The sequence below is a fragment of the Paenibacillus macerans genome (assembly GCF_900454495.1).
Classification (GTDB): domain Bacteria; phylum Bacillota; class Bacilli; order Paenibacillales; family Paenibacillaceae; genus Fontibacillus; species Fontibacillus macerans.
On the sequence record NZ_UGSI01000001.1, the window covers coordinates 1,929,475 to 1,949,200 of the forward strand.

Genomic DNA, 19,726 nt, shown 5'->3' on the forward strand with positions numbered 1-19,726 from the left:
AAACATAGCGGTAAAAAATTCCTCTATTATAATAAACTTCTCTTTTTAGAGAAAATAAAGCCATTATTTACCGCTATTTCCGCGGCTTCCGCAAAAATGCAGGCGCGGCCTCCTGGCGAGGCCGCGCTTCATTTCGGCTCAGCCGCGCGAGACCGCCGAAGCCGAAGCCGAGGCATTGATCTCTCCGAACTGCGCCCGGTGCAACCGGCTGTAATGGCCGCCGGCGGCGATCAGCTCGTCATGGCGTCCCTGCTCCGAAATGCCCTCCTCCGTTACCACGACGATGCGGTCGGCATTTTTGATCGTCGCCAGCCGGTGCGCGATGACCAGCGTCGTACGGCCCGCCGACAGTTCGGCCAGCGACTGCTGGATCGCCAGCTCGGTTTCGGTGTCGAGCGCCGACGTCGCTTCGTCGAGGATCAGGATCGGCGGATTTTTCAGGAACATCCGGGCAATCGCGAGCCGCTGCTTTTGTCCGCCGGACAGCTTCACCCCGCGCTCGCCGATCACGGTGTCCATGCCCTCCGGCTGGCCTAGAATAAAATCCTCCAATTGGGCGCGCCGCGCCGCCTCCCAAATTTCCTCCTCGCTAGCCGTGAGCTTGCCGTAGGCGATATTTTCCCGTATCGTGCCGGAGAACAGGTACACTTCCTGCTGCACGATCCCGATATTGCGGCGCAGCGAGGCGAGGCTCAGGCCGCGGATATCCTTGCCGTCAACGGCGATCCTGCCTCCGTCCACTTCGTAGAAGCGCGGCAGCAGGCTGCAGAGCGTCGTTTTGCCCGCGCCCGACGGCCCGACGAAGGCTACCGTTTCCCCGGCCCGGATGGACAGACTGATGCCGTCCAGCACCTTATCCTTGCCTTCATAGGCGAAGGAGACGCGGTCGAATTCGATGTCGCCCTTCAGCTTTCCGGCATCCGCCGCATCCGGGGCATCCGCCACGTCGGGCGCGGTGTCCATAATCTCCACGTACCGTTTGAACCCGGCAATCCCTTTCGGATAACTTTCGATGATCGCGTTGATTTTTTCGATCGGCCGGATAAACACGTTGGCGAGCAGCAGAAATCCGACGAATTCGCCGTAGGACAGCTCTCCGCGGATGACGAACCAGGTGCCGCAGACCATTACGAACAAAGAAACGAGCCGCATCAGCATATAGTTGACCGACAAGCTGCCGGCCATGATCTTGTAAGCACGCAGTTTGGTCGCGCGATAAGCCTGGTTGTTTTCGTTGAACAGCGCCTTTTCGTGCTCTTCGTTGGCAAACGCCTGGACCACGCGGATGCCCCCGATATTCTCCTCCACCCGGGAGTTGAAATCGGCCAAGGCCGAAAACAACCCGCGATACGTTTTGGTCATTTTCCCGATAAAATAAAGCGCGGCCCAGACGAGCACCGGCACAACCAGAAACGTAAGCACCGCCAGCTTCCAATTGATCGCCAGCATGAGCAGGAACGAGCCGACCAGCGTCATCCCGGCGATAAACAGGTCCTCCGGCCCGTGGTGGGCGACTTCCCCGATATTGTCCAAGTCGTTGGAAATGCGCGACATAAGGTGCCCGGTTTTATGGTTGTCGAAAAAGCGGAAGGACAGCTTTTGCAGGTGGTCGAACATTTTTTTGCGCATATTCGTTTCGATGTTGACCCCGAGCATATGCCCCCAATACGTCACGATATAGTTCAGCACCGTGTTGAGCACGTAGATCCCGAGCAGCGCCGCGGAAGCCCATACGATCAGAGACCAGTCCTTTCCCGGAAGCAGCTTGTCGACGAACTGGTTCACGGCGATCGGAAACCCCAGCTCCAGCAGCCCCGCCACGACCGCGCAGGTGAAATCCAGCAGGAACAGCTTTTTATATGGCTTGTAATACGAAAAAAAACGTCGCAGCATCTTTCTCTCTCCCCTATCAATACTGAATGAATTCAAGACATTCGGCACGGTTCGCCTAATCCGGGGGCACTTGGAAAAAAGAGTATCATAAATAGTCTATAAAATGAAGAAGTTTTCATGGACGCTGGCATGCGGACAGAAAAATAAGGTACAATAACTACCGAATCAACACGTAATAAGGACATGTTTCCCAGGAGGGAAAGCCGCTTAACGGCGGCGGAAGGAAGGATCGTAACCATGTACGTAGCAAATGACTGGAAAGATTATGAAGTGATGGATACCGGAAACGGGGAAAAACTGGAGCGCTGGGGCGACGTGATTTTGCGCCGGCCCGATCCGCAAATCATCTGGCCGATCGAGAGCGAGGACAAACGGTGGCGCGACGTGCACGGCCATTATCACCGCAGTTCCTCCGGCGGCGGCCAGTGGGAAATGAAGAAGCAGATTCCCGACCGCTGGACCGTTTCCTACGATCGGCTGAAATTTTATATTCGCCCCACCAACTTTAAGCATACCGGGCTGTTCCCGGAACAAGCGGCCAACTGGCGCTGGATGATGGACAAGATCGCTGCGGCGGGCCGGCCGATTTCAGTGCTCAATCTGTTTGCTTACACCGGGGGCGCGTCGGTCGCGGCCGCTTCCGCCGGCGCTTCGGTCGTGCACGTCGACGCGGCCAAAGGCATGGTCCAATGGGCCAAAGAGAACCTGGCGCTCTCCGGCCTTGGCGACCGGCCGGTCCGCTTCATTACGGACGACGTGTTCAAGTTCGTGCAGCGGGAGCAGCGGCGCGGCAACCGCTATGACGCGATCATCATGGACCCGCCGTCCTACGGGCGGGGCCCGGGCGGCGAGATGTGGAAGCTGGAGCAAAGCCTGTATCCGTTTGTGGAATCGTGCCTGTCGATTTTATCGGACAAACCGCTGTTTTTCCTGATCAACTCTTATACGACCGGGATATCGCCAACCGTGCTGCACAACATCTTATCGATGACCGTGAAGCGCCGGTTCGGCGGGCGGATTTCCGCCGGGGAGCTGGGCCTGCCGATCACCGCATCCGGACTGCATCTGCCCTGCGGCATTCTCGGGCGCTGGGAGGAGTAAACGATGATGGATGCCGGAGCAAAACGGACGACGGGACAGCCGGAGATGGCCATCCTGTTCGAGGACAACCATCTGCTCGGGATCGAAAAACCGGTGAACGTGCCGACCCAGGAGGATGCCAGCGGTGACCCGGATCTTCTGAACCTGCTGAAGGAGGATCTCAAGCGGCGCTACCGGAAGCCCGGCAACGTCTACCTGGGGCTGGTGCACCGGCTGGACCGCCCCGTCGGCGGCGCGATGATCTTCGCCAAGACGTCGAAAGCGGCCTCGCGGCTGGCCGAAGCGGTGCGCAGCCGCCGTTTCAGCAAAACGTACGTGGCCGTCGTGCACGGCACTCCACCGCAGCGCCAGGGGCGTCTGACCGACACGCTGCTGAAGGACGAGCGCACCAATACGGTGGCCGTCGTTCCGGCCGGGACGCCGGGCGGCAAAGAGGCGCGGCTCGATTATAAAGTGCTCGGCGTGTCGGCCGAGGAGCGCCTTAGCCTGGTGCAGGTGGAGCTGCACACCGGCAGGCCGCATCAGATCCGCGTGCAGTTAAGCCGGATCGGCTGCCCGCTGTACGGCGACCAGAAATACGGCGCGGCCTTGAACAAACCCGGCCAGCAAATCGCCTTATGGTCGCTGTATGTGGGTTTTTTGCATCCGGTCGGCAAGCAGCCCGTCGACCTGGTCTCGCTGCCGCCCCGCCAGTATCCCTGGCAGCAGTGGGAGGAGCGCGTATACACCAATCTGGCGGCAATGCTTCAGGCGGGAGATAACGGTTTTTGAGGTTTGGACGGCAACAACAAGACGGCGGGATGTTTGGATTTCCGGTAATCCAAACATCCCGCCTCTATTTGGTTCGCTCCTTGGTTCGCTCCTTGGTTTGCTCCTTGGTTTGGCTCCTTAATTCGCGCCTCGGTTCGCGCCTGATTTGCCGCTGTTATGCCGTTATTTCGTACCGGAAATTTTCCCCAATAAATAAACAAGCAGCTGCTGATTGTGGGTCGAAATGCGGTCAAGCACGCCGCTCAAATAATCGTTCCTAACGGATACGCCGCGCTCTACCTCTTGCTGTCCTTTTTCCGTGATCGATATCCAGACGTTGCGCCGGTCATGTTCATCGCGGTCGCGCCGGATCAATTCGCCCCGTTCCATCCGGTCCAGCAGCATCGTTACCGCCGCCGGCGTCGTCGATAAGTGCGGAATCAAATCGGATGGCTTCAGATTGCCCTGCTGCGTGAGCAGCTCCAGCACGTTTAATTGCGACATCGTCAGCGTCGGAGCCAGTTCCTCCTCCATATGGTCCTGATAATCCTTCACGATGAGATCCAGCAATTTGGCAAATTCAGCGGTATGCAATCCTATCCCTCCCTGCTTCACATCATAAAATAAATTCGCCTTCAAAAGTGGAAATTCCTGCTTGTCCGCTCCGCCGATTCAGATGAACGCCAAAAACGGCCATCCGCGGCCGGCGGCTGCCGGGCGGATGACCGTTTTGATTCGGTTCCTCTCAGAATCATTTCACACTCTTGCCTAACTCACGCCATTTCTTTAGTTCAACTTATATGGCTTAAAACCGAGACCAGTGCTTGACAAAATGAATTATGATAGCGTTCGTGTCTTGGTATCCCTGCATGCTGCTTTGCACAATTATCCCTTTTGTTCAGAGGGTAGAGGGTGGGGGCTAATCACAAACCTATTTTCTTCTCCTGAATTTATCTTCCTCTCTGCTTCCGGATCAAATGGGATAATCGTGCAAAGCGTCCGGACAGCGGATGTTGATCTGCCGATATTTCTTGCCACGATCGGTTATCGGCCTCCCTGTCAAGCGCTGATTATTAGGTTGAGCCACTTATATAGATTCGTTTTATTTAACAGCATGTCTCCAGCCGTAAGGATCACGGAACACCCCCCGCTGAATTCCGGTGAGTTCGTTGTACAATTTCTCGGAAAGCGCTCCCGTTTTGCCCCCGGAAATTTCTATTTCACGGTCTTCCCATTTCATCCAGCCGATTGGAGAAATGACCGCCGCCGTCCCTGTCCCAAACGCTTCTTCCAGCTCGCCCCGGCGGCCGGCTTCAAACAGCTCGTCGATGCCGATGCGCCGCTCCTCCACCGGAATCCCCCATTCGCGCAGCAAATGCAGCACCGAATCCCGGGTAATGCCCGCCAGGATGCTTCCGCTCAGTTCCGGTGTAACCACCTTTCCGTTCACTTTAAAAAACACGTTCATGCTGCCGACTTCTTCGATGTATTTTTTCTCCACCCCATCCAGCCAGAGCACCTGCGAAAATCCGAATTGCTTGGCATCCTCCTGGGCTTTGAGCCCGGATGCGTAATTCCCCGACGTCTTGGCCTCGCCGGTGCCTCCGCGCACGGCCCGCACGTATTGATCCTCCACATAAATCCGCACCGGATGGATTCCTTCCGAATAATAGGCCCCGACCGGCGTTAAAATCACGATAAACTGATATTCCCGGGCTGCCCGGACCCCGAGGCCCGCTTCCGTCGCGATCATAAAGGGACGAATGTACAGCGAATTCCCTTCGCCTTCGGGAACCCAGGCCTCATCCAGCTCAATCAGCTTGCAAATCGCCTCCAGGACCGGGCCGGCCTCGAGCCCGGGCATACCCATGCGGACGCACGATGCGTTCATCCGCCGCAAATTCATCTCGGGCCGGAACAAAACAACGTTCCCTTCCGGTGTACGGTACGCCTTCATGCCTTCGAACACTTCCTGACCATAATGAAACACCGTCGCCGACGGGTCCAGCGATAGCGGTCCGTAAGGCACGATTCGCAGGTCGTGCCAGCCTTTTTCTTCCGAATAATCCATCAGCAGCATATGATCGGTAAAATACCGGCCAAAACCAAGCTGATCCGCAGGCGGCATCGGTTTTTTGTTTGAATTAAGCGTAATTTTCAACTGATCCATGTTTCGCATCCTCTTTTCTTATCCAATTGTGTTTTATTTACTATAACGATATCCCTTTCATTGATCAATGACATAATATCGATTATAATCATAGAAATTATCTATTATTACGATGAAAAATCGGAGGTTGCATTGTGGAGCATCGTTTGCTGGAATACTTTATCGCCTTGGGGGAAGAGCTGCATTTTACCAAAGCCGCGGACCGGCTCGGCATTAGCCAGCCTACGCTCAGCCACCAAATCCGGCTCCTCGAACAGGAGTTGGGCACTCCTTTGTTTCAACGCTCCGGTAAAAAAAATTACTTGACCCAAGCGGGACAAGTACTAATGGAGCATGCCCGCCGCGTCATTTACGAGCTGGAGCAGGCCAAGCTGGAAATCGGCCAGCTCAGCGGCATGAAGCGCGGCCACTTGAGGATCGGCTGCTCCGGCAACCATCTGCTCGAGAGCAAGCTGATCTCGTTCCATCGGCAGTACCCTGGCATCAAGCTGTCCGTGGTCGAGCTGGCCACCGAGGAAACGCACGCCGGGCTGCTCGGCAATCAGCTTGATCTCGGCGTCGTGTTTCTGCCGCTGGAGGACGAGCAACTCGTGAGCCGGCCGCTGTTCGACGAGGAACTCGTGCTTGTCGCGTCCCGCCGGCATGAACTCGCCGAGCTGCCCGAAGTGCCGCTCGAACAACTGAGCCGCATTCCGCTCATTCTGTTCCCGCCCAAATTTTTCGTGCGCCAGCTGTTTGATGCGGCCTGCGCCGCCAACGGCATCTCCTTGAAGCCGGTGATGGAGCTGTCAACCATGGATTCCCAGGTGCGGATGGCCCGCAGCAATGTCGGCGGAACGATTCTTCCCGCTTCTTACGCCTGGACGCTGGACGGTACCCTCATGGGGAGATTGGGCGACGGCTCCGGCGATGGGTTTGGCGATAGGTTTGGCGATATCGCCATCATTCCGCTTGCCGAGCCGGCTCCGCGCAAACAAGTCGGTTTGGTCTACCGCAAAAATACGTTTATGGACGCCACCCTGGAGGCATTTATCCGGCATCTGAGCGGGTAGGCCGGAACGCTTCACAGCTTCGGGCCGATTCGCCCTATTTGACATCTTAGTTCCTCTTTTTGCACTGGCGTTGCATGAAACTTTTGCTTAAGGTTTCTTTACAAGCGTTGGCTTTCGAATCGATACTGTCCGCCCGCTGGAAATCTAACGGTTGTGAGCGACGCTATTTGCCTGAATCCAAGCAAGGATTACCGGTTTTCAGCGAAATAAGCTCCATGGCAACCGTTACAATTTGAAATCAACCGTATTGGAACTAATAGCGCCTGTGGCAACCGTTAGAATATTGGTGTGCCCCGAAAATGTATTTTGCCAGATTTAAATGCAACGCTAGTGGACTTTTCGGCCTTTTTAGCCAAATAAGAACGCACCTGTGCTTTTAGAATTTGAAACGCTGTCTTTTCGGACCAATAAGGGCGTTCATGCCCGGTAGCCGCCTCCCGGTGCCTGGGCCTGGGTTGGGCGGTGTTGGTTGGAGAAATCCAATAGATTGCCGGAAACCGCTCGCAATTGGGGGCCCCATTGGAAATATCCGATCAGCCGCTATATTTGCCACTAAGTCCTCGATTCTATTGGATAGTTCCAATCACAATATCCGACTTATGGAGCTTGTCCCTTCCACACCGACTGACTGGTTAGCCGCATTCACACCGCAAGGCAAAAAGCTTCGCGCACGTTGCACAGAGAGCACATCCGCGCGCGAAGCTTTTTTTGCCGTTCCTCCAACTGGTTTGCACCTTATTCCTTAATGAAGAAATCGACGATCTCATCGTTTTTGTCGATCGGCGCCAGCGCTTTGCCAATCGATTTCCGGTCGGCGAGCGGCGCGTCTTCCGAACTGAAGTTATGCATTTGGCCTTCCTTCGTCACCGCCGTAAGCGTCGCCGGCTCTTTGCAGTGAATGCCGCCGACCAGCCGGCTGCCGTTCGGCTTGACCCGCTTGCCTTCCTTGAACTCGAACGTCTGCACGCCCTTGCCGCCCCGGCTCTGGAGCGGGTAATCGAGCAGCAGGCTGCGTTTGCCGTAGCCGAGGTCGGAAACGACCAGAATTTCGCCTTCCTCGCCTTCCACCCAAAGGGCGGCGACGACCTCGTCGTCGTCCTTCAGGTTGATGCCGCGCACTCCCGCAGCGACGCGGCCCATCGCATTAACTTCGCTTTCGGCGAACCGGATCGCCATCCCCTGCTTCGTCAGCAGCACAATTTCCTGCCGTCCCCGGCTTACCGTCACGTTCAGCACCTCATCGCCGTCGCCCAGCTTGCAGGCCGCCACCGCGCCGGTGCGTTTCGTTTCGTAATCCTTCAGCTCGGTACGCTTCACCTGGCCGCGCTTTGTCACGAATACCAGGGAGAGCTCCGCATCTTCGTCAAAGCTGCGCAACGGCACGACGCTGACGATCCGGTCTTCCTTGGCCAGCGGAATGACGTTGACCAGCGCCGTCCCGTTGTCCTTCCATTTGAACTCCGGAATTTGATGGACCGGCAGCAGGAAATACTGTCCCCGCTGCGTGAAGATCAGCAGATTTTGCAGCGTATCGACCTCAAACAGATGTTTGATGTAGTCGCCTTCCTTCACCCCGGAGCCGTCCCGCTCGCCGCCGGAGCGCGTAAAAGAAAGCATGCTGGTCCGCTTGATATAACCTTCGTTCGAGAGCGTGACGAGCACGTCCTCCTGCGCCACCAGCACCTCCAGGTTGACCTTCAGTTCCTCCACTTCGTCCTGGATCACCGAGCGCCGGTCGATTCCGTATTTCTCGCGGATTTCCAGCAGCTCTTTTCTGATCAGCGCGATCAGCTTCTTGTCGCTCTCCAGAATGCCGCGCAGCACCGTGATTTTCTTCTGGATCTCATCCAGCTCTTTCTGCAGCGATGTGATTTCCAGATTGGTTAAACGGTACAGCTGCAAGGTCAAAATCGCGTCCGCCTGGCGCTCCGTAAAGCCAAACATCCACTGCAAATTGTTTTGCGCGTCCTGGCGGTTTTTGGAGGCTTTGATCGCCTCGATCACTTCGTCCAGAATGTTCAGCGCCTTAACGAGGCCTTCGAGCACATGGGCGCGGTCCTCCAGTTTCTCCAGCTCGTATTGCGTGCGGTAGGTTACGACCTCGCGCTGGTGGGCGATGTAGGCTTCCAGCATCGCCTTAAGGCCAAGCTGGCGCGGCGCCCGGTTGACGATCGCCACCATGTTGAAATTGTACGTCACCTGCAGATCGGTTTTCTTCAGCAAATAAGCGAGGATTCCCTGCGCATCCGCGTCCTTCTTCAGCTCCACGACGATGCGCAGCCCGTTCCGGCCGCTTTCGTCGCGGACCTCGGCGATCCCGTCCACCTTTTTCTCCAGCCGGATGTTTTCCATCGCCGACACCAGCCGGGATTTCACGACCTGGTAAGGAATTTCCGTGATGACGATCTGCTGCTTGCCGCCGCGCAGCGTTTCGATCTCCGTTTTCGAGCGCAGATAAATCCGGCCTTTCCCGGTCTCGTAAGCCTCGCGGATGCCCTCTTCGCCCATGATGATTCCGCCGGTCGGGAAATCCGGGCCTTTGATGAACAAACGGATTTCCTCCAGCGTCAGCCCCGGCTTTTCCATCAGTGCAATGCAGGCATCGATCACCTCGCGCAGATTGTGCGTCGGGATTTCCGTCGCAAACCCGGCCGAAATGCCGCTGACCCCGTTGACCAGCAGGTTCGGGAACCGCGACGGCAGCACTACCGGCTCCTTCGCCGTGTTGTCGAAGTTATCCTTGAACGGTACCGTGCGTTTTTCGATATCGCGCAGCATTTCCATGGCGATCGGCGACAATCTCGCTTCGGTGTAACGCATCGCCGCCGCCGGATCATCGTCCTGGGAGCCCCAGTTGCCGTGGCCGTCGATCAGGACATGGCCCATCTTCCACGGCTGCGCCATCCGCACCATGCCCTCGTAAATCGAAGAGTCCCCGTGCGGATGGTAATTCCCCATCACGTCCCCGACCGTTTTGGCCGATTTGCGGTACGGCTTATCCGGCGTATTGCCGGCATCGTACATCGCGTACAAAATCCGCCGCTGCACCGGCTTCAGCCCGTCGCGCACATCGGGGATCGCGCGGTCCTGAATAATATATTTGGAATACCGGCCAAAGCGGTCGCCCACAACCTCTTCCAGAAACGCCGGCAAAAAATTTTCCAGCATGCTCACATCAATTCACCTTCTATTCCTCAAACTCCGTGAAATCCACGTTTTCCACGATCCAGCGCTTGCGCGGATCGACCTTGTCCCCCATCAGCGTAGACACGCGTCGCTCCGCTTTGGCGGCGTCTTCGATCTGCACCTGCAGCATGGTCCGGGTTTCCGGATTCATCGTCGTTTCCCACAGCTGCTCGGGGTTCATTTCCCCCAATCCTTTGTAGCGCTGCAGCTCGAAATTTTTGCCGAATTCCTTCAAATAATTTTGCAGCTGTTCGTCGCTCCAGGCGTACCGCACCGTCTCCAGCTTGCCGGAACGGCGGGTGATTTTGTACAACGGCGGCTGGGCGATATACACCCGGCCCGCATCGATCAGCGGCTTCATGTACCGGTAAAAGAACGTCAGCAGCAGCACCTGGATATGCGCTCCGTCCGTATCGGCGTCGGTCATGATGATGATCTTGGAATAATTGCTGTCTTCCACGGCAAATTCCGTCCCGATCCCCGCGCCGATCGCGTTAATGATCGCCCGGTACTCGTCGTTTTTCAGGATGTCCGCCAGCTTCGCTTTCTCCGGATTCATCGGCTTGCCCTTCAGCGGCAAGATCGCCTGAATCTTGGAATCGCGTCCCTGCTTCGCCGATCCGCCGGCGGAGTCGCCTTCGACGATAAACAGCTCGGTGCGCGTAAAATCCTTCGATTGCGCCGGCGTCAGCTTGCCGCCGAGGTTCGAGCTCTCGCTCTTCTTCTTTCCCGAGCGCATTTCGTCGCGCGCCTTCCGCGCCGCTTCCCGCGCCTTCGAGGCCTGGATCGCTTTTTTGATCAGCGTCTGGGCGACCTGCGGATTCTCCTCGAGGAACAGCGCCATCTTCTCGCTGACGACGGCGTCGACCGCGCTGCGCGCCGAAGCGCTGCCGAGCTGGTCCTTCGTTTGTCCGACGAACTCGACCTCGGACATCTTCACGCTGATGACGGCCATCATGCCTTCGCGCAAATCGTTGCCCTCGAGGTTTTTCTCCTTCTCTTTGAGCATGCCGTTCTTTCGCGCATACTCATTCATGACCCGGGTATAAGCCGTTTTGAAGCCCGTTTCGTGCGTCCCCCCGCCTCTTGTGGGAATCGAGTTTACAAAAGAGGCCAACGTTTCGGTGTAGCCCGAATTATATTGGAGGGCGACCTCCACCTCGATGTCGTCCCGCTCGGCGTAGAAATGCACGACGTCGTGCAGCACGTCTTTGCCGTCGTTCAGAAACTCGACGAACTGGCTCGCTCCGCCTTCATAAAAAAACTCGTCGAAACGGTCGGACCGCTCATCTTTTAACGTTACCTTCAGGCCCGAGTTGAGAAAAGCGATCTCCTGCAAACGTTCCGCGAGCGTATCGTAATTGAGGCCGATCCCGCCGGTGAACACGCGAATATCCGGCTTGAACGTCACCTTCGTCCCGGTTTTGTTCGTATTGCCGATAACCTCAAGTCCAGTAACCGGTTCGCCGACATGTTCAATTCCTTTATCGTCGACCCAATATTCAAACCGCATCCGGTGGATTTTGCCCTCCCGGTAAATATGAACTTCCAGCCACTCGGACAACGCATTGGTCACCGATGCGCCAACCCCGTGCAAACCGCCGGACTTCTTGTAACCCGCCCCGCCGAATTTTCCGCCGGCATGCAGTATCGTATAAACGACCTGCGGCGTAGGAATGCCGGTTTTGTGCATCCCGGTCGGGATGCCGCGCCCGTTGTCGACAACGGTCACCGAGCCGTCCTTATGCAGGGTAATGTCGATTTTGGAGCAAAACTTGGCCAGATGCTCGTCGACGGCATTATCCACTATCTCCCATACCAAATGATGAAGACCCGACGAGCTCGTACTGCCAATGTACATACCTGGCCGTTTGCGTACCGCGACAAGCCCTTCGAGCACTTGAATGTCGTCCGCGTCGTATCCCGAAGACGGCTTGCCGGAATTCGGTCCGGCGACGTCCTCGAACAAATCGATTTGTTCCGCCATTCACGCTCCCCCTTTAACTTCTTTATGTAATCTTCTTTTAAGATCAACTTCATGATATTCTTCGTGATCAAAAGATGACTTTCTGAACTGCCTCTTAATGCATGAAATGCAAACAGATGTTTTGTGGTCCTTGTCCATTTTAATTCAACATATCCTGTTTCGTAAAGACGAGGAATGAAACTAGGAGCGCCGCGCCCCCCCAAACGGCAAGTACAATCAGTGAAAATCCGAGCGTCATTCCTTCGATCGGCGCCGGCGTCCCCGACAAATAATTCGTTAAGCCAAGGTTGACCATAAACAGATATTTGGCGCTCGTCCAGGCGGAAGCCATGTTGGATAAAATGTTCCCGGCGATCAGCGCCGCCATCATAATGACGATGCTCGCCGAAGTGCTACGGACCAGCACCGACACCATAAACGCCAGACAAGCGACCACGACGCTGACGAACCAGATTAATCCGGTCTGCATGAGGATATATTGCCACTGCGGCACCGCGTGTACTCCCGAGATGTCCACCTCCGCGCCGTGCAGCTGAAACCCGGTAAATACGGGCATGGTAAGCCCGGCGTATCCGAAAAACAAGCCGGAGATCAGATAGCAGATGACGCAGGTCGCCACGATGATCAGCGACACGAACATCAGCAGGGCAATCAGTTTGCCGAGCAGGATTTTCCAGCGGCGGATCGGCCGGGTGAGCAGCATTTTAATCGTCCCGCTGGTTCGCTCCGAGGACACGATATCCGACCCGACGCCCATAATCAGCAGCGGAATGAACAGGGTCGCGGCGTTGTCCAGAAATTCCCGGGTAAACGTCACCCCGCCGGGCTGCTGCGGATTTACGTCATGCTCCAAATAATATTTCATCTGCTGAATATAGATTTGCCGATATTTTTTCCACTCCTCCGGCACCCGGTCGCTGCCCAGCGAGTTTTGGTTGTCCGTAATCGCCTGCTGCACTTCCCGGCGCCAGTCGCTGCCGTATTTCTCCCGCTTCTCCATGGACTCGCGCAGCTGCGCGTAAGCAAACATCGGCACCAGGACGAGCAGAACGAGCAAAATAACATAAAACCGCTTTTTACGGATCATCTTGATCGTTTCATTTTTCACCAAAGGAAGAATGTTATTCAAAGCTCTCACCTTCCGTCATTTGCAAAAACAGCTGCTCCAGCGTCGGATTGACCTTTTGTACGGCCCGGACCCGCACTCCTTCCCGCACCAATAAAGGCACAAGCTCAGCTGACTTCTCCGGCTGCATCCGGGTGACCAGGGCCGACTTCCCGATCCCCGCGATAATGGCGTCGTCGAGCACATGCTCGGCTTCCTCGAAAATATCGACCCCGGCTGCGCGCAGCAGCTTTGCCCCCCGCTCGCGCGGTTCAAGCTCCCAGACGACATAGTTGGTGCTTTCCTGAATCAATTCTTCGACTTTGCCGACCGTCAGCACGCGGCCCCGGCTAATGATCGCCACCCGGTCGCACAACAGCTGAATTTCGCTCAGCAAATGGCTGGACACGAACACGGCCAATCCTTCCGCCGCCAACCGCCGGATAAAATCGCGCATCTCTTTGATCCCTTTAGGATCCAGCCCGTTGGTCGGTTCATCCAAGATAAGCAGCTTCGGCCGCCCCAGCAAAGCCTGGGCGATCCCCAGCCGCTGCCGCATCCCCAGCGAATAGGTCTTCACCTTATCATTGATCCGCCCGTCCAAACCGACGATGCGAACTACCTCGCCGATCCGCCCTGCGTCTACGCCCGGCAACATCCGGGCAAATTGCTCCAGGTTTTCCCGGCCTGTCAAATAGGAATAAACCTCCGGATTCTCCACAATGGAGCCGACATACCGCAGCGCGAGCTCAGGCTCCCGCTGCACGTCGTATCCGCAGATGGAAACTTGGCCTGCGGTCGGACGAATCAGGTCGACCAGCATGCGGATCGTCGTCGTTTTCCCGGCGCCGTTCGGACCGAGAAAACCAAAAATCTCCCCCTCTTTAATGTCGAACGTTACCTCATGAACAATCCATTTGCGGCGGATTTTTTTCTTAAGACCCCGTACCGACAGGACCACTTGCCGCTCATCCAACGCCGCTTCCCGATGCTGTGCCATCGCAGTAGCCCCCTTCGTTGATGTCCGTTTATTTTTGCCCGATGCTCTGCACGATCCGTGCGGCGATCGCCTCATAGCCGTCTCCGTTGGGATGAAAATGGTCGCTCGACAAATACCGGGCCGAGTTGTGCGTAAATAAATCATAGGTTGGAATCACCAAAGTTCCATTATAGGGAGCCAACGCTTTTAGCGCCATCTCATTCCAGCGCATAACCGCGTCGTCTCCAAGCTCGCGCATCTCCTTCAGGTCGGAAAACGGGTTGTACAGGCTGACATAAACCAACGTGGCCTGCGGGTTGATTTCATGCAGCTTCCCTACCGCCTCCCGGAAGAAATCCGACGCTTTCGAGATCGAGGCATGCAGTTCCGACGGCGTGGGCAGTTGTTCCCCCGAGGTCAGTTGCTCCGCCCCATTAAACAGATCGTTGCCGCCTATGGACAGCAGGATGATCCCCGACTGTCCCAGCGCGTACCTTACGCCCTGATCGTCCAGCGACGCAAGCAGTTCCTCCGTCGACATCCCATTGATCCCGAGATTGTTGATGAGCATGGAGGATGTCCCTTGCTGCTTCAGCAATTCCACCGTTCTGCGGGCAAATCCGTTCCCGGTATCGTCACCGGTGCCCTTCGCCAGCGAATCCCCGATGGCCGTCACATCCCAGCTTCCGGCTGCGGCGGGCTGCTCCGTTTTAGGCGGCACAGCGCTTTCGGGGCCGTTCAAAAACGCCGGCTGGGCGATATCCAATACGGCAAAAAGGAAACCGGACAGCAGCAGCAACGTCGATATGGCGGAAAAAAGTCCGGCGACCCGCCAAATCCGAGAACTCGATCCCATCGATATCCTTCCTCCCGTTTTCGTCATATTCCGTTATTTTAACCTATCCAACTTATGTAAATAACATAAAACTTCTTGTTGGAAGATGCAAATGACCGCGGATCAACATTTATTTTATTTATTTCGAAAAGTATTTTGAGCCTCCAACATGGCTAGAGCCGCTGTGCCTTTCCGTTCAACATCACAGGAAAAGCAAAGCTATGGGTCCCCATTCGGCGATAAAAAAACTGCCGAGATTATACTCGGCAGTCTGGGCAGTGCCTCGCGCACTGCCTGAATTTATGCCTGCTTTAGCCTCTAACTGCCTCGAATGACCTTCACGTCGGCCGGAATCACTTTGGTTCCTTCATACAGCATAAACCGCCCGTTTTGCCATTCGATGCGCAGCAGCTTCCCGTCGTCGGACTGGTACTGCCAGACATGCTGCTCGCCGCCCTGCATAAAAGGGGTTCTGCCGACGACCGCAACGTATCCGCCGTACTCCTCCTCAAGATGATACAGGGTGCCGTCCAGCTCCATTTGCCCCGGGACCTCCGACGGATCGTCGAGGCGACCGTCAATCGGCAGATAGAGCTGATATTGCAGCGTCTCACGCTCCTCGATGAGCAGGTAGCCGATCCGGCTGCCGTCCTGCAGCGTCAAAACGACGGCGTTGCGGCTGCGGTTGTTTACCCGCCCGGTCACTTCATAAGATACGAGCGAAACCTCGCAAATATCTCCCGGAGCCAGCGACAGCATGCTTTTCTCCGCCAGCGGCGGCTCCGGCTTGGCGAACAGATTGCCGATTCTCTTCCAAACGCTCATCTTCGGTCAAGCCTCACTTCTTGGTTCGTCGTCGTTATTTCTTGTCCTCGTATTGCTTCATCAAAGCGGCCAATTCCGCTTCTACCTCGCTGTCTTTGTTCAGGCTGGCGAATTCCTCGTCCAGGGACTTGCCTTTCGAGGCCAGCTCGTTGCTGGCTTCCGCCTGCGCTTCCATCTGCAGCATTTTTTCTTCCATCCGCTTCAGGCCGCTGGCCGCAGTGTCCGAATTAAAACCGCCGATCGCCTTGTTGATTTCGTTCTGGGCTTTGGCCGCGTTATAACGCGCCACCAGCGTTTCGCGTTTATTTTTCATTTCCGTCAACTGTTTGCGCATTTCGTCCAGCTTGGCGCGGAGATTGTCGGCCGCCGCTTTGTTTTGCTCATAGCTGGCTTTGTATTCCGCCGCCTTCGCTTCGGCCGCTTTCTTCTCTTCCAGGGCGCGGCGGGCCAAATCGACGTTTTGCGCCTGGGCCGCCGTGTGGGCTTGCTGGGTACGTTTTTCGACGAGCGCCTGCTGCTCTTCATACAAGCCTTTGAATTTCTTTTCGATGGCGATTTGCGCGGCTACCGCTTTTTCCGCATCCTCCAGGTCCTCCTGCATGTCACGGATATATTGGTCCGTCAGTTTGACCGGATCTTCCGCCTTGTCGATCAGAGCGTTAATATTGGACATCGTCAAGTCGCGCAATCTTTTAAAAATCGACATGGTTAAATTTCCTCCCCAAATGGTTTTGCTTGCTTGATTAATGTTTACGTAGGGCGAAGGAGGAAGGTTTCGCGTTTATTAAAAATTTTTAGCACAGGGATGAAAAAGCCGCCAGAGCGACAGCTCCGACGGTCTTGTTTCGGCAAAACTTCATGCTTGCTTCAGCGCTGCCGCGAGCTCCGTGAAAATAACGCCCAGCGCGTGAGCGCCCGCGTCCGGATAACCGAGGCTGCGTTCGCCTACCGTGCCCGCTCGGCCCATGCGAGCGACGATATCCGCCGTTTGCCGCGCACCGCGCACCGCCGCCTCCGCCGCCTTGGCCGCCGCCGTCACGATATCGTCGCCTTGAGCGGCGCTCTGCGTCCAGGCATCCGCGCACGGCGCGAGCGCATCGATCAGCGTCTTGTCCCCCACGACGGCGCCGCGTCCAAAAGAGCGTTCCCCCGTCGCCTGAACTCCGCGCACCGCCGCCTGCATCAGCTCGGCCATATCGGCCGTGCTCAGCCGGTCTTTGGCGCCGGCCGCTTTGCCGGCCGCCCGGAAGGCCGAGCCCCAAATCGGACCGGAGGCGCCGCCGCAATGCTCCATGATCACCAGGGAGCACGCTTCAAGAAAAGCGCCGATCCGCTCCCCGTGGCCGGCGACGAGCTCTCGCCACTCGCGCTTCAACTGCTTGAAGCCCTTGGCCACGCTCATCCCGAAATCGCCGTCTCCGGCATGGGCGTCGAGCTCGCAGAACGGCACTTCATTTGCAATGATGATTTCGCTCATCTTGTCGACCAGGAAGATCATATTCCGCGCGTCGATCCCGTTGCCGCGAATCAAGGCGGCTTCCGCCGGGGTTTCCGCGATGTAAGAGACCTCCTCCCCGCCGCGCTTCTCCTCAAAGATATCCGCATAATCGACGCCTCCGGCGGGGCCGCTCATTGGAAAGGCCGGCGCTTCGCTCTCCGCGAACAACAAGCGCTTCAATTCAGCGTCCAGCTTCATGATCGAGACGGACGCCCCGGCCATATCGATGCTGGTCATATAATTGCCGACAAAGGTCCGGCAAATGTTCAGGCCAGGCCGCTTGACCAGCTCCCGCGTCACCGCATGATTGAGAATGTACAGCTCCTGCAAAGGCGTGGCCCCGAAGCCGTTGATCAGCAGCGCGATCTCCTGCTCCTGCCCGCCGTCGATGTGCAGATCCTTCAGCAGCGCGGCGACCATCCGCTCAGCCAGCACATCCGCAGATGCGATGCGCTCGCGCTGGATGCCCGGCTCTCCGTGAATGCCGACGCCGAATTCCATCTCGTCCGCGGCGATGTCGAACGTCGGCGTCCCCTTGGCCGGCACGGTGCAGGAGGTCAGGGCGAAGCCGATGCTGCGCACGCTGGAGGCGGCCTTTTCGGCGGCAGCCTTGACTTCCCGCAAACTCCGCCCCTCCTCTGCTGCCGCGCCGGCGATCTTGTGGACCAGCACCGTCCCGGCGACGCCGCGTCGGCCTACCGTGTAAAGACTGTCCTGTACGGCAATGTCGTCCTCGACCCGGACGTATTCCACTTCAATGCCATCCTCGCTCGCCAGAAAGGCGGCATTTTTGAAGTTCATCATATCCCCGCTGTAGTTCTTGATGATCAGCAAAGCTCCCCGCTCGCCGGCCGTCGCCTTGATCGCCTGATAGACCTGGATTTGGGAAGGCGAGGCGAAAACATCGCCGCACACGGCCGCATCCAGCATTCCCCGGCCCACGAATCCGGCGTGGGCGGGCTCATGCCCGCTCCCCCCGCCGCTGATCAGGCTGACTTTGCGCTTGTTGATCCGCTTCTTCTTGATAATCTTATATTTCTTGACGAATTCAAGTTCGGGCTGCGCCAGCGCGATGCCGCCGCACATTTCCGCCACGACCGTCTCGGCCCGGTTGATGATTTTCTTCATCGATGCGCCTCCTTCGCGGCTTTATACTGCTTGCCGATGCGGTCCGCCGTAGCGATCGCCGCAGCCACCTGCTCCACCGTGACCGGGAACGGCATCGAATGGATCGATTCCTCCGGAATGCAGGCCTTCTCGGCGACTTGCCGCAGCTCGTCGTCACTGATCGAAGCGACGCCGATATCCTCCAGGCATACCGGCAAGCCCACGGAGAGACAGAAGTCGAGCACTTGCCGCATCTCTTCATCGGAAGCGTTTTCAAGCACCATTTGGGCCAGCGTCCCGAACGCTACTTTTTCCCCGTGGTAGTAGTGATGTGTTCCCTCCAAAATCGTCAGCCCGTCGTGGATCGCATGGGCGCCGGCCAAGCCGCCGCTTTCGAAGCCGAGACCGGACAGCAGGATGTTCGTCTCCACAATATTCTCCAGCGCTTGCGTCACCTGATTGGCGTCGCAGGCCGCTTTGGCTTTGGCGCCGTCCTTTAGCAGCATTTCGTAGCACAGCGTCGCCAGCGTCAGCGCCGCGTTCGTCCCCACGGCCGGCGGACAAACGCCTTCCCGGGTTCCCATCGGCAAACTGGCATTGACTCGCGAATAAGAGTTGGACGTGGCCCGAGCTTCAAAATAAGTGGACAAAGCGTCGCCCATTCCGGAGACGAGAAAACGAGTCGGCGCCTTGGCGATCACGGTCGTATCCACCAGGACGACGCTCGGGCTTTGCTTGAAATAAGCATAATCGTCGAACGCTCCCTCCGGCGTGTACAGCACGGCGGAATGGCTGGTGGGCGCGTCCGTCGCCGCAATCGTCGGGCAGATGATCAGCGCTTCGCCCTGCGCCACGCATTTCGCGGCATCGATCGCCTTCCCGCCGCCGAGTCCGACCGTGCAAGTGCACCCCTTCTCCTCGGCGATCTGCTGCAGCCGTGCCACTTCCTGGCGCGAACATTCGCCCATAAAACCGCTTTCAACAAACGCAATTCCGAACTGCTTCGCCGTAGCGTCCAGTTTATCTTTCACGCGGGCCACATCGTCGCGATGGGCAATCAACAGCGCGGACGTTCCGAAAGAGCGGACAAAATAGCCGAGTTGAAGCAATTCGTCCTCGCCTTGCACATACTTGGTAGGGCTGATAAACGCTTTTCTCATCTTCTTTTCCTCCTTGGTTGGATCAAAATTGGATTGATGACTTCGATTATAGACGAGAAACCGCAGCTTGATAGGGGA

The 19,726-nt window shown here is 56.9% G+C and carries 15 protein-coding genes; 3 read left to right on the forward strand and 12 right to left on the reverse strand.

Going from position 1 to position 19,726, the window contains the following annotated elements; translation table 11 throughout:
• Positions 1 to 138: 138 nt before the first annotated feature.
• A complete protein-coding gene (locus DYE26_RS08820) occupies positions 139 to 1,893 on the reverse strand; it encodes an ABC transporter ATP-binding protein (RefSeq protein WP_036623715.1) in 1,755 nt (584 codons plus the stop codon).
• A gap of 237 nt (positions 1,894 to 2,130) precedes the next feature.
• Between DYE26_RS08820 and DYE26_RS08825 the strand changes: the two genes are divergently transcribed.
• Positions 2,131 to 2,994, forward strand: a complete 864-nt coding sequence (locus tag DYE26_RS08825) for a class I SAM-dependent methyltransferase (RefSeq protein WP_036623716.1) — start codon at positions 2,131 to 2,133, stop codon at positions 2,992 to 2,994.
• A gap of 6 nt (positions 2,995 to 3,000) precedes the next feature.
• Positions 3,001 to 3,765 carry an RluA family pseudouridine synthase gene (locus DYE26_RS08830; protein WP_036628302.1) on the forward strand — a complete coding sequence of 255 codons (765 nt, stop codon included), beginning with the start codon at positions 3,001 to 3,003 and terminating at the stop codon, positions 3,763 to 3,765.
• Positions 3,766 to 3,927: 162 nt separating this feature from the next.
• Here the strand turns inward: DYE26_RS08830 and DYE26_RS08835 are convergent, their stop codons facing one another.
• Both DYE26_RS08835 and DYE26_RS08840 read right to left on the reverse strand, forming a co-directional pair.
• On the reverse strand, positions 3,928 to 4,338 hold the full coding sequence (locus DYE26_RS08835; protein ID WP_036628303.1) for a MarR family winged helix-turn-helix transcriptional regulator: 411 nt from the start codon (positions 4,336 to 4,338) through the stop codon (positions 3,928 to 3,930).
• Between the two features lie 508 nt (positions 4,339 to 4,846).
• Positions 4,847 to 5,914, reverse strand: coding sequence for a branched-chain amino acid aminotransferase (locus DYE26_RS08840; protein WP_051985497.1), 1,068 nt, complete (start codon positions 5,912 to 5,914; stop codon positions 4,847 to 4,849).
• A gap of 134 nt (positions 5,915 to 6,048) precedes the next feature.
• Here DYE26_RS08840 and DYE26_RS08845 point away from each other — a divergent pair, with 134 nt between their 5' ends.
• A complete protein-coding gene (locus DYE26_RS08845; protein ID WP_036623717.1) occupies positions 6,049 to 6,966 on the forward strand; it encodes a LysR family transcriptional regulator in 918 nt (305 codons plus the stop codon).
• A 735-nt stretch (positions 6,967 to 7,701) separates the two neighbouring features.
• Here DYE26_RS08845 and gyrA read toward each other — a convergent pair.
• The 9 genes from gyrA to DYE26_RS08890 all read right to left on the reverse strand — a co-directional run bounded on the left by gyrA (position 7,702) and on the right by DYE26_RS08890 (position 19,648).
• Positions 7,702 to 10,140 carry a DNA gyrase subunit A gene (gene gyrA, locus DYE26_RS08850; protein WP_036623718.1) on the reverse strand — a complete coding sequence of 813 codons (2,439 nt, stop codon included), beginning with the start codon at positions 10,138 to 10,140 and terminating at the stop codon, positions 7,702 to 7,704.
• Positions 10,141 to 10,153: 13 nt separating this feature from the next.
• The gene (gene parE, locus DYE26_RS08855) at positions 10,154 to 12,139 is read right to left on the reverse strand and encodes a DNA topoisomerase IV subunit B (protein ID WP_036623719.1); all 1,986 of its coding nucleotides are present in this window, start codon (positions 12,137 to 12,139) and stop codon (positions 10,154 to 10,156) included.
• Positions 12,140 to 12,278: 139 nt separating this feature from the next.
• A complete protein-coding gene (locus DYE26_RS08860) occupies positions 12,279 to 13,268 on the reverse strand; it encodes an ABC transporter permease (RefSeq protein ID WP_036623720.1) in 990 nt (329 codons plus the stop codon).
• A complete protein-coding gene (locus DYE26_RS08865; protein WP_082207819.1) occupies positions 13,261 to 14,244 on the reverse strand; it encodes an ABC transporter ATP-binding protein in 984 nt (327 codons plus the stop codon). Before DYE26_RS08865 ends, DYE26_RS08860 begins: the two co-directional genes overlap by 8 nt.
• Before the next feature lie 28 nt (positions 14,245 to 14,272).
• Positions 14,273 to 15,079 carry a GDSL-type esterase/lipase family protein gene (locus DYE26_RS08870; RefSeq protein ID WP_036623721.1) on the reverse strand — a complete coding sequence of 269 codons (807 nt, stop codon included), beginning with the start codon at positions 15,077 to 15,079 and terminating at the stop codon, positions 14,273 to 14,275.
• A gap of 297 nt (positions 15,080 to 15,376) precedes the next feature.
• Positions 15,377 to 15,883 carry a DUF4178 domain-containing protein gene (locus DYE26_RS08875; protein WP_036623722.1) on the reverse strand — a complete coding sequence of 169 codons (507 nt, stop codon included), beginning with the start codon at positions 15,881 to 15,883 and terminating at the stop codon, positions 15,377 to 15,379.
• Positions 15,884 to 15,917: 34 nt separating this feature from the next.
• A complete protein-coding gene (locus tag DYE26_RS08880) occupies positions 15,918 to 16,589 on the reverse strand; it encodes a PspA/IM30 family protein (protein WP_036623723.1) in 672 nt (223 codons plus the stop codon).
• Positions 16,590 to 16,739: 150 nt separating this feature from the next.
• Complete coding sequence (gene dhaK, locus DYE26_RS08885) at positions 16,740 to 18,509, reverse strand: dihydroxyacetone kinase subunit DhaK (RefSeq protein ID WP_036623724.1); 1,770 nt, start codon at positions 18,507 to 18,509, stop codon at positions 16,740 to 16,742.
• Complete coding sequence (locus DYE26_RS08890; RefSeq protein ID WP_036623725.1) at positions 18,506 to 19,648, reverse strand: glycerol dehydrogenase; 1,143 nt, start codon at positions 19,646 to 19,648, stop codon at positions 18,506 to 18,508. Before DYE26_RS08890 ends, dhaK begins: the two co-directional genes overlap by 4 nt.
• Between the last annotated feature and the right edge of the window lie 78 nt (positions 19,649 to 19,726).